Below are 9,513 nucleotides of genomic sequence, written 5' to 3' on the forward strand. Positions count from 1 at the left end.
CCGCGCTCAGTCGTCCTCCAGACACGCTGTCCCGTCTTAGCCTTTCTGATGATCTGCTCGGCTTCATGAAAGGGGTTATCGCGCTATGACTTTCAGTAACGGGGAGTGGATCTATCCTTTTCCGCCGGCACTTCGTCACACGCGCGATAGTTTTATTTTTCGACGACGAGAAAGATGGCAATTCCCGCCATGGCGATCGAACTCGATCTGTTGATGTACTTGAGCGACGAGCCGCCCAATCTTGATCCCAGCACCATGCCGCTTCCAGCGTAAATCGTCATTGTGACGATATCGATCAACGCCGATAGCACCGCAAGCACAGCGTACTGGAAAAACAGGTTCCCGGAAGGGTCAATGAACTGAGGCAGGAACGCGACGAAGAACACGATCACCTTCGGATTCGAGAACGCAATGAGGAAACCTCGGACAAAATGCGCGCCAGCGGCTCGCTTTCCGCCGTTCGACGCATCGCGCTCCTGTAATTGGCCATTCGAATGCCAGATCTTCCAGGCAATCCAGAGGAGATACAGAAATCCCCCCCAGCGAATGACCTGGAATACATTGGCGTACAGCTTGATGACCACACCTAGTCCGAGCCCCACCAACGCAATGATCACGATATCCGACAGCGCGGCGCCGAGGGCACAAAAGAAGATGCCCTTCTTCGACTTCGCGATGCCGTTGGACCACGCCAACAACGAAGTCGGTCCCGGCAGGATCGCGCCAGCAAAGCAGAAAATGGCATATAAGGCGATGGTGTTGGCGCTCATGATGTCAGTTGGAGCGGGTTCCCCGAATATTCAACAGGTAATCGTAAGTGGTCGGGAGCGTCGCGGCAAATGCCTCTTCTTCCCGTTTGAGATGCTGAAACTCCACGAGCGCTTGCTTCATCCACTCATCGTGATATCCGAGCTTCGGATGTGATCGCTCAGGAACCCAATTGAGGCCGGTAAACATGCAATAGTAATTGCTATTGGTCCAGAAATTCGAAAATTCCAGATCGAAGTTGCCGTAATAGTCACTTTCGTTTGTCGTCACCGGAGGGCACACGACAAGACCGGCGTTGTACGCGCTGAGTTTTTCGCGCAGCGAGTCCGAAATCTTGAGTTCGTGCTTGTTCGCCCTCCAGAAATCGGAGTCGTTTCTCTTGGTGGTGAAGTAGTGGGTCTGGATGAAGTCCCTGCAGTCGTCGAACATCACTTCAATCTTCTTGTTGAACGAGTCTGCCAGCCGTGGGTCCAGGGTAGCATCGGGGAAGTGCTGAGCGAACTGATAGATCGCCGCATAGATGAAGTAAAGCCCGGTCGACTCCAGCGGCTCGAGAAAGCATGACGATAGCCCGATCGACACGCAGTTCTTGACCCATGCTCTCCGGTTGCGTCCCGTGCGGAATTTGATGTGGTTCAGTTTGACTTGATCTTCCCTGACGCCCCAGAGTTTCAGGAAATCCTCCGTTGCGGTGTCCTTCGAGCAAAATCTGCTCGAGTAGACATAACCCGATCCAAATCGGCCGAGCAATGGAATCTTCCATGTCCACCCGCAGCTCATTGCAATCGCCGACGTATATGGCTCAACACCGTTGGCTTCGTCATCGTGGGTGATCGACCCGGCAACCGCCGAATCGCACAGCAGGTATTGCGACATGTCGATGAAGGGCTCGCCCAATGCCTGATTGATCAGAAGCCCTTTGAACCCCGAACAGTCGACAAAAAAATCTGCCGCGATCTCGGCTCCAGATTGGATTCGTACCGACTTGATTCCGCCATCTTCATTCAGTCGCGTCTCGACGACTTCGCCCTCGATGTGCTCGACGCCCCAACTCACCGCGAGATCCCGGAGGTAATTGGCGACGAGATGAGCGTCGAAATGCCAAGCGTGACTCATGCACGACTTGCCGTCACGAGCCTTCGGCGAAAGCTTGGCATCGAGCAGTTTCGCCTTGTTGTAGCAGGCGTATGCGAACGGTTCCGAGATCTGCCCAGCATTTCGCAAGTGCGCCCAATAGTGGGAAAGAGGAATTCCGTTGACTTCCTTTAATTGCCCGAACATATGGTAAAAGTAGTCATCTGGATCGCTTCTTGTGTTCCAGCCAACGAACTTGATTGCCGACTTGAACGACGCATTGCAATGAGGCATCCAGTCCTGCTCTTTCAGCCCTAGAAAGTCAAAGAAGACCTTTTGCAGATTCGGAATTGTTGCCTCGCCTACACCGATTTTCGGAATGGAAGGTGCCTCAATTAGTGATATTTTCACCTTGCAACCATACGCTTTGGAAAGATAGGCTGCAGTCATCCACCCCGAGCTTCCTCCGCCAACAATCAGAATTCTCTTCATCAAACTCTGCATCATGTCTCCCATACTATTGAAATGGAACTGGCTATCCCTGCGGCGTCACCGCGTGGTCACTGATGGCGCGAATTACTGGCGATTCGAGCAAACTTTGAAACCAACGATTCCACTATCCTTATTGCACCACGGAGGTCGGATTGGCTATCGATGGTTGATGCTGGGTCATCATGGGACACGCCCTATGGGAAGTATGTCCTCTCATTCCTGCTGGCTATTATTCCAGTGAAAGTAATCGCCAATGCGATTTTTGATTCGAGCCTTGCCGACCAAGCCAGTTCGGTGCGCAGCAAGCCGGCTTGCCCGGTGCGCATCTGAGCTGGCACACCGTGCTTTGTGCAACCTGGCCAGTGCAGGCTCCCGCGCAATCGAAGCCACCACCGGACGGTGGTAGATGTCAGCGGACTCCCTAGCAGGTAGTCATATTTACGGAGCATAAACGATGCGTGACCACAGTGGATATGGGATTAATCTGAATTTGAGTAAATATTTCGTGAAATCTGTACGAGATGAAGTTCGAGATACTCGGTGCACTGAAGACCAATCTCCGCTCAAAATCAGAATTTTCCCATTACTTAGTGGGTCGGTAATGGGTAAATATTGAGGCGCCCAAAATGTAGCTCATAGGAGGTGCATTCAAATGCCGCTGTCCGACCCACCTTTTCGTCCATGCGGGCATGTCCTGCACACCCGGCCAGCCCTGTTCGTACTGGTCAACTATGCGCCAATGGAAGGCCAGCCAAGCTGGCGCAATGCCTCTTGCGAATTCATGGAAGAGGGCAACGCCGATGCCGGGGCGGCACTGTCCGTCCACATCTCGCCCTTCGATGCGCTGCTGAATGCCGCGTTCATATCCGAGCCCGGCAAGCCCTATCACATAGCGAATGCGGCAAGCTTCGATCCCCGGACATTGATCTGCGACAGCGGCGGAAAGCTGCATATCAACCTGCACTGCGGCTGGGCGGCAAGCCACGGCCGCATCATCGTCAGGCGCAAAGGCTCGCTCGCCAGCGTTTGCATGGTGCAAACAGAAGAGATCCCCGAAGCGCGGCTCAATGCCATCGACGTGGCGATCGACCAGGACGGCATTGCCAGGTACGAGCGGCTGCGCGAACACGCCGGGCTGTTCGCGCATGCGGATTCGCATTGCCTGCAGCAAACCTGGACGGAGCAGCATCGGCATCGGGCGGTGGCGCTGGCCATACGGCGGATGCCGGGAACGGTCTCCGTGGGCGCCGAAATCAACCAGGTTGCCCTATACGATCCCGAAGCCGCGCGATGGCACTTCGTGCCCATCGAGGTCTTCTCCGGCAATCCGGATCGTACGGCGAATGCCTGAACGACCGGCTTCAAGCCGGTGACCTGAGTCACCGCAGGAACACGCAATTTGAGAGGTTCTGCGGATTAGAGGATGAGGCGAATAATCTGGAAGGAGTGCATAGAAGAAGAGATTCAAAATTATTGGTTCTTGTTCATGAGGTGGCACATTTTCCAGATGCAATGGACGCGAGAGATGATTGGTATTCTGTTTTTTACTCACAGAAGAAAGCAAAAGAGGAGCATGTGGCATGCATTGAAATGGCAGACAACCTCGCGAGCTACGTGCTCGATATTCCAAATTGGATGGGATTAGATCCGGTATGGGGACCTTAAATAGAATATTCTGTGCGATTGTTCTGTCGGCTTTGTCTTTACCCGCCGTTGCCTGTAGCCTAGGAACCCTCGGGTATGAACCAGTCTTTGACGACGAAAAGCCCGCTCTATCGGCAAAAGAGGTGTTACGGCTGGCACATTGGCGAGCACAACTAAGAATCTGGCTGCCAAATGGCGGCACGTATCACATCGCCGTCAATCGCAATGAGAAGGCTGGAGTCTCGGCGACGCTGGCCGAGAAACGACGGCAGAGCCTCACTTCGCTGCTTCTGGCATTCGGCATCGAGCCAAGGGATATTGAGGAGTCGATTGTCAAAGACTACAGGCTGAGCATTACGGAGCCATGGATACGCCCAGATCTTAACCGGGCCTCCATTGACATCACTGAGCCGCGCTGCCCACATGGCTGCTGCCCTGGGCCACAGCCGATGGAGAAGTAAATTGAAAGGGCTACCATGAGAAGAGCGCTGGCTGTCACCATGCTCTTGATTTCACTTCCCGTAATGGGGTGCACCTTGGGATTTGTTGATTACGAGCCAGTGTTTGCAACTGGTCGACCCGATCTATCGGCCAATGAAGTCCTGCGCCTGGCAAATTGGCGGGCGCAACTGAGACTGTGGCTCCCGAACGGAGGAAAGTATCTCGTCTATGTTCGCCAGAACGCGCGCGTAGGCGTGTCAGCCAAGCTAGCGGAGCAGAGACGCAAGAGCCTGTTATCGACGCTCTCGAATATGGGTATCGACAAAGCGGACATTGAGGAATCGGCAGTCCGTAGATTCAGCGAAGACCTGAGGCCGGGTCCGGAACTGCGCCATCTCACCAATGTTGCGGAGATTTCAATCGTCCCGCGCTGCCCGCATCCGTGTTGCCCCGGGCCGCAGCCAGTGGCGAAGTGAGGAGCCGCATGGATGCGCTACGGAAGCTGGTCCCCATGATCGTCTGGTGCGCCTGGTCTGTACCCACATTCGCTTGCAGTCTTGGATTTATCGAACATGAAGCGGCGTTCCAGGGTGGCCGCGCCGACCTATCCGCCGGTGAAATCCTCCGCCTTGCGGATTGGCGCGCTGAGCTGAGACGATCCGTTCCAAACGGCGGAAGGTATTCGGTCTACGTACGTCAGAATGCAAGTGTAGGGGTATCGGCCGGGCTAGCCGAGCAACGCAGGCGCTATTTGATGTCGACGCTTTCCAATCTCGGTATTAGAACAGATGACCTTGACGTATCCATTGTCCGCAGATTCAGCGAGGACTTGAAGCCAAGTAAAGAGTTGCTCAGGCTCACGAATCTTGCGTATGTCTTGATCGATCCGCGCTGCCCGCATCCTTGCTGTCCGGGGCCACAACCCATCGATGCGAAATCAAACGATTGGAGGAATGATGGCCAAAATGAATAGATCGGGACCGGCGAGCCTGTATCGGCAGTGGGCCGGTAGCGCCACGGCGGCAATGTGCCTGGCGAGCACTGCGGCCCTCGCTTGCGCTCCACGGGTCCCGGGGATAGACCTTCAGTTCCCCAAAAATTCACACGCGCTGACGGCTGGCGGAGCGCTCAAGCTGGGGACATGGCTTGCGGATCTGCGGGTTCGCTACCCGAACTACGACCATTTCTTCGTTGCGGCATATCGGGTCGGTGGCGAGGCCGATGGGATGGAACTGGTCGCAGCGCGTGCCGAGACCGTTCGTCGTTTCTTTGTCAGCCGGGGGTTCAATCCGGAAAGGATCGATACGCAGGCACAGGGAACGTTCCTGGATGACCCCGCAAAGGAGGAAGGGGCCCGCGCGGTCGATATCGGCTTTCTCCCGGCCTGCCCGCATGCCTGTTGCAGCCTGGAAACCCATGGGGTCAAGTTCACCGGGCTGCCGATGCCCAGGGATGGCGGCATGGCCGCAGTGAATGGCGAAGTACGTTAGCGTCCGGTCTCGTGCGCTCCCGGTACGCCGTGCCGGCGGCGGCCCCTCCTCGATCCCATTCTGTAATTTGGAAGATTCAGAAGATATGGCGAGCTATGCTCCAGGCATTCCAGTTTGGAGAGTAGGCAGCCGGTATGGAATCCAGGCGGCGTTCACTAACCCACCACCGCCTTGGTCGCCAGGAACAACAACGACGGCCCCAGCAGACAGCCCAGCCCGGTGTGGAAGGTCGCCACCAGCGCGCCATAGGGCACCAGCCTGCGGTCCGTCGCCGCCAGCCCCGCCGACACGCCGCTGACGGTGCCGGCCAGCCCGCCGAACACCATCGCCGCGCGCGGGTTGTTCAGGCCGAGGAAGCCCGCCGCCATGGGCGTGCCCACCATCACGATGATGGCCTTGATCAGGCCGGTGGCGATGCTCAGCGCGATCACGTCGGAACTGGCGCCCAGCGCGGCGCCGGTGACCGGCCCCACGATATAGGTCACGGCGCCGGCGCCGATGGTGGTCATGCTGACCGCATCGCTATAACCGAAGGCGCGCGCCACGGCGGCGCCCACGATGAACGGCAGGACGGTGCCGAGCAGCAGCGCTATGGCGCCCACCAGCCCCGCCTTGCGCGCCTCGGTCACCTGCACCTCGAAAGCGGTGGCAACGATGGCGAAATCGCGCAGCATGGCGCCGCCCATCAGGCCGATGCCCGAGAATAGCGAGAGATCCGCCAGGCCCTTTTCCTTGCCGGTGGCGATGCCGCCGTAATAGGCCAGCAGCAGGCCGATCACGATGGCGATGGCGGAGGCATGGACGCGGCCGAAGGTGAGCCAGCGCGACAGGCGCGATGACAGCCACATGACGATACCGACCGCGGCGAAGGCCGTGACCAGGCCGTTCTGCAGCAGTACGCCCTGGAACACGTGCGAGATGGAATGCGGCATGGTGGTCTCCTCAGTGCGATGCGTGGCTGGCGGCGGCTTCGGGCGACGGCAGCGGCGGCAATGGCGCATGGTTCCCGGTGCGGCTGAGCAGCGCGATGCAGCAGGCCGACACCAGCACCGCGCCGAGCGCCGCGATCAGGGCCACCGGGCCGCCGCGCAGCGCCGCGACCACGTTCTGCTGGGCCGCCATCGCCACCACCACCGGGATATACATCGCGCCCCAGAAGCCCACGCCGGCCTCGGTCTCCCTGGGCAGCAGGCCGCGCCCATGCAGGTAGAGCCGGATCGTGATCAGCAGCAGCATGGCGATGCCGACGCCGCCCACATTGGCCTTGACGCCGATCGCCATCCCCAGCAGTTCGCCGAGGAACAGGCCGACGAGATGGCAGAGCGCCAGCAAGGCGGTTCCGTAGATGATCATGGTGCTGTCTCCTGGTGGCCTGTCGGCGTGCTTGCGCGCAGGCTGGTTCTTGGTATGTGGTCGGACCCGCGCCCGGTGCGGCAGGGTCCGCCGGTGGCCCGGCATGGGATGCAATCTAGGCGAGCCACCGCAGCGCATCAATCAACCCGGGAAGTGGATCGTTAGCCTGGGATTAACGGCGCGCCGCCGCCGGCGGATGGCGTTGTGACCTGGCCGGCCCTTGCGCGCCGCGCGACGCACGCCTGTCCGCAAACACCGGCTCCGATACCGGCGCCAGCAAGTCCAACACTTACACCTGGAGTAACGATGCCACGCCCGGCGTCATTGCTTGCGCGGCGCGCGCTGCGTATCTTGGTGCCATCTACAGCATCAAGCACACCGGAGACGCGATGCCGAATCCAGCCACGGACCGCCAGTGGGACACCCGCCGCGCAGAAAAGCGCCGGCGCCTTGCGCGCGGCGCCGCCATTGCCAGCGGCCGGGTCGTGCCCACCGCCGATATCGTCCCCTTTCTCGAAGCCATCACCGCGCCGGGCGACCGCGTGGTGCTGGAGGGCAACAACCAGAAGCAGGCCGATTTCCTTTCGCGCTCGCTGGCCGGGGTGGACCCGGCCAGGGTGCACGGACTGCACATGATCATCCCGAGCGTCAGCCGCGTCGAGCACCTCGACCTGTTCGAGCGCGGCATCGCCAGGAAACTGGACTTCGCCTACGCCGGCGCGCAGAGCCTGCGCATCTCGCAGTTCCTCGAAGACGGCCTGCTGGAAGTCGGCGCCATCCACACCTATATCGAGCTGTACGCGCGGCTATATGTGGATCTCACGCCGAACATCGTGCTGATCGCCGGCTACAAGGCCGACCGCGACGGCAACCTCTACACCGGCGCCAGCACCGAGGACACCCCCGCCCTGGTGGAGGCCGCGGCCTTCCGCGACGGCATCGTGGTGGCCCAGGTCAACGAGATCGTCGACGATCCCGCCGGCCTGCCGCGCGTGGATATTCCCGGCTCGTGGATCGACTATGTGGTGCAGGCGGACCAGCCCTTCTTCTGCGAGCCGCTGTTCACCCGCGATCCGCGCCTGATCAAGCCGGTGCACGTGCTGATGGCGATGATGGCGATCCGCGGCATCTACGAGCGCCACCAGGTGCAGTCGCTCAACCACGGCATCGGCTTCAACACCGCGGCCATCGAACTGATCCTGCCCACCTATGGCGAAGCGCTCGGCCTGAAGGGCAAGATCTGCAAGTACTGGACGCTGAACCCGCACCCCACGCTGATTCCCGCCATCGAGTCGGGCTGGGTGGAGAGCGTGCACAGCTTCGGCAGCGAACTCGGCATGGAGAACTACGTGGCGGCGCGGCCGGACGTGTTCTTCACCGGCGCCGACGGCTCGATGCGCTCCAACCGCGCGTTCTGCCAGCTTGCCGGGCAGTATGCGGTGGACCTGTTCATCGGCTCGACGCTGCAGATCGATGGCGACGGCCATTCCTCCACGGTCACGCGCGGCCGCCTCTCGGGCTTCGGCGGCGCGCCCAATATGGGCCACAACCCGGGCGGCAGGCGCCACCCCACGCCGGCATGGCTCGACCTGATCGAGACCGACGACCCGCTCGCGCGCGGCCGCAAGCTGGTGGTGCAGATGGTGGAGACCTTCCAGGCCGGCGGCAAGCCGACCTTCGTCGAATCGCTCGACGCGGTGCAGGTGGCCAGGGATAGCGGCATGCCGCTGGCGCCGGTGATGATCTACGGCGACGACGTGACCCACGTGCTGACCGAGGAAGGCATCGCCTACCTCTATAAAGCGCGTTCGCTGGAAGAGCGCCGCGCCATGCTGGCGGCCGTGGCCGGCGTGACGCCGATCGGCCTGCGCCACGATACGTCCACCACGCGCCGCATGCGCAGCGACGGCCTGATCGCGCTGCCGGAGGACCTGGGCGTGCAGCGCAGCCAGGCCACCCGTTCGCTGCTGGCGGCCAAGAGCATGGCCGACCTGGTCGACTGGTCGGGCGGGCTGTACGAGCCGCCCGCGCGCTTCAGGAGCTGGTGATGGCGAGCCCCGCATGGCTTGCCGAAGGGCCCGCAGAGGCGGGCCTGGATCCGGATGCCGTGGCGCTGGCCGATCTCGCCGTCAGTGCGCTGATCGACGAGGCCACGCTGTCTCCCAAGCCAGGGCTGGTGGATGGCCGTGGCAACGGCGCGCATGCCGACCTCACGCTGGACCTGATGCGCATCTCGGCGCGCGCGCTGCAT

11 protein-coding genes are annotated in these 9,513 nt (G+C 60.3%); 7 read left to right on the plus strand and 4 right to left on the minus strand.

What is annotated here, in order from left to right:
* Window positions 1-152 precede the first annotated feature (152 nt).
* Both P3W85_RS11740 and P3W85_RS11745 read right to left on the minus strand, forming a co-directional pair.
* The gene (locus tag P3W85_RS11740; protein WP_276264915.1) at window positions 153-770 is read right to left on the minus strand and encodes a LysE family translocator; all 618 of its coding nucleotides are present in this window, start codon (window positions 768-770) and stop codon (window positions 153-155) included.
* 4 nt (window positions 771-774) lie between these two features.
* Window positions 775-2,334, minus strand: a complete 1,560-nt coding sequence (locus P3W85_RS11745; RefSeq protein WP_276264916.1) for a tryptophan halogenase family protein — start codon at window positions 2,332-2,334, stop codon at window positions 775-777.
* Window positions 2,335-2,496: 162 nt separating this feature from the next.
* On the opposite strand from P3W85_RS11745, the gene P3W85_RS11750 reads away from it, so the two are divergent.
* The 5 genes from P3W85_RS11750 to P3W85_RS11770 all read left to right on the plus strand — a co-directional run bounded on the left by P3W85_RS11750 (window position 2,497) and on the right by P3W85_RS11770 (window position 5,909).
* Window positions 2,497-2,664 carry a hypothetical protein gene (locus tag P3W85_RS11750; protein ID WP_276264917.1) on the plus strand — a complete coding sequence of 56 codons (168 nt, stop codon included), beginning with the start codon at window positions 2,497-2,499 and terminating at the stop codon, window positions 2,662-2,664.
* Window positions 2,665-2,986: 322 nt separating this feature from the next.
* Window positions 2,987-3,685 carry a hypothetical protein gene (locus P3W85_RS11755; protein WP_276264918.1) on the plus strand — a complete coding sequence of 233 codons (699 nt, stop codon included), beginning with the start codon at window positions 2,987-2,989 and terminating at the stop codon, window positions 3,683-3,685.
* A 769-nt stretch (window positions 3,686-4,454) separates the two neighbouring features.
* Complete coding sequence (locus P3W85_RS11760; protein WP_276264919.1) at window positions 4,455-4,895, plus strand: hypothetical protein; 441 nt, start codon at window positions 4,455-4,457, stop codon at window positions 4,893-4,895.
* 8 nt (window positions 4,896-4,903) lie between these two features.
* Window positions 4,904-5,392, plus strand: coding sequence for a hypothetical protein (locus tag P3W85_RS11765; RefSeq protein ID WP_276264920.1), 489 nt, complete (start codon window positions 4,904-4,906; stop codon window positions 5,390-5,392).
* On the plus strand, window positions 5,373-5,909 hold the full coding sequence (locus P3W85_RS11770) for an OmpA family protein (RefSeq protein WP_276264921.1): 537 nt from the start codon (window positions 5,373-5,375) through the stop codon (window positions 5,907-5,909). Before P3W85_RS11765 ends, P3W85_RS11770 begins: the two co-directional genes overlap by 20 nt.
* A 155-nt stretch (window positions 5,910-6,064) precedes the next feature.
* Here the strand turns inward: P3W85_RS11770 and madM are convergent, their stop codons facing one another.
* Window positions 6,065-6,841: a malonate transporter subunit MadM gene (gene madM, locus P3W85_RS11775; protein WP_276264922.1), complete on the minus strand. Its 777-nt coding sequence runs from the start codon at window positions 6,839-6,841 to the stop codon at window positions 6,065-6,067.
* 10 nt (window positions 6,842-6,851) lie between these two features.
* On the minus strand, window positions 6,852-7,262 hold the full coding sequence (gene madL, locus P3W85_RS11780; protein ID WP_276264923.1) for a malonate transporter subunit MadL: 411 nt from the start codon (window positions 7,260-7,262) through the stop codon (window positions 6,852-6,854).
* Between the two features lie 389 nt (window positions 7,263-7,651).
* On the opposite strand from madL, the gene mdcA reads away from it, so the two are divergent.
* Together mdcA and P3W85_RS11790 are read left to right on the plus strand one after the other, a co-directional pair.
* Window positions 7,652-9,310 carry a malonate decarboxylase subunit alpha gene (mdcA, locus tag P3W85_RS11785; RefSeq protein WP_276264924.1) on the plus strand — a complete coding sequence of 553 codons (1,659 nt, stop codon included), beginning with the start codon at window positions 7,652-7,654 and terminating at the stop codon, window positions 9,308-9,310.
* Window positions 9,310-9,513, plus strand: a 204-nt coding sequence (locus P3W85_RS11790) for a triphosphoribosyl-dephospho-CoA synthase (protein WP_276264925.1), incomplete at its 3' end; no start/stop codon positions are given. The genes mdcA and P3W85_RS11790, both read left to right, overlap by 1 nt.

It is taken from the genome of Cupriavidus basilensis (genome assembly GCF_029335485.1).
In the GTDB taxonomy this organism is placed as follows: Bacteria; Pseudomonadota; Gammaproteobacteria; order Burkholderiales; family Burkholderiaceae; genus Cupriavidus; species Cupriavidus basilensis_E.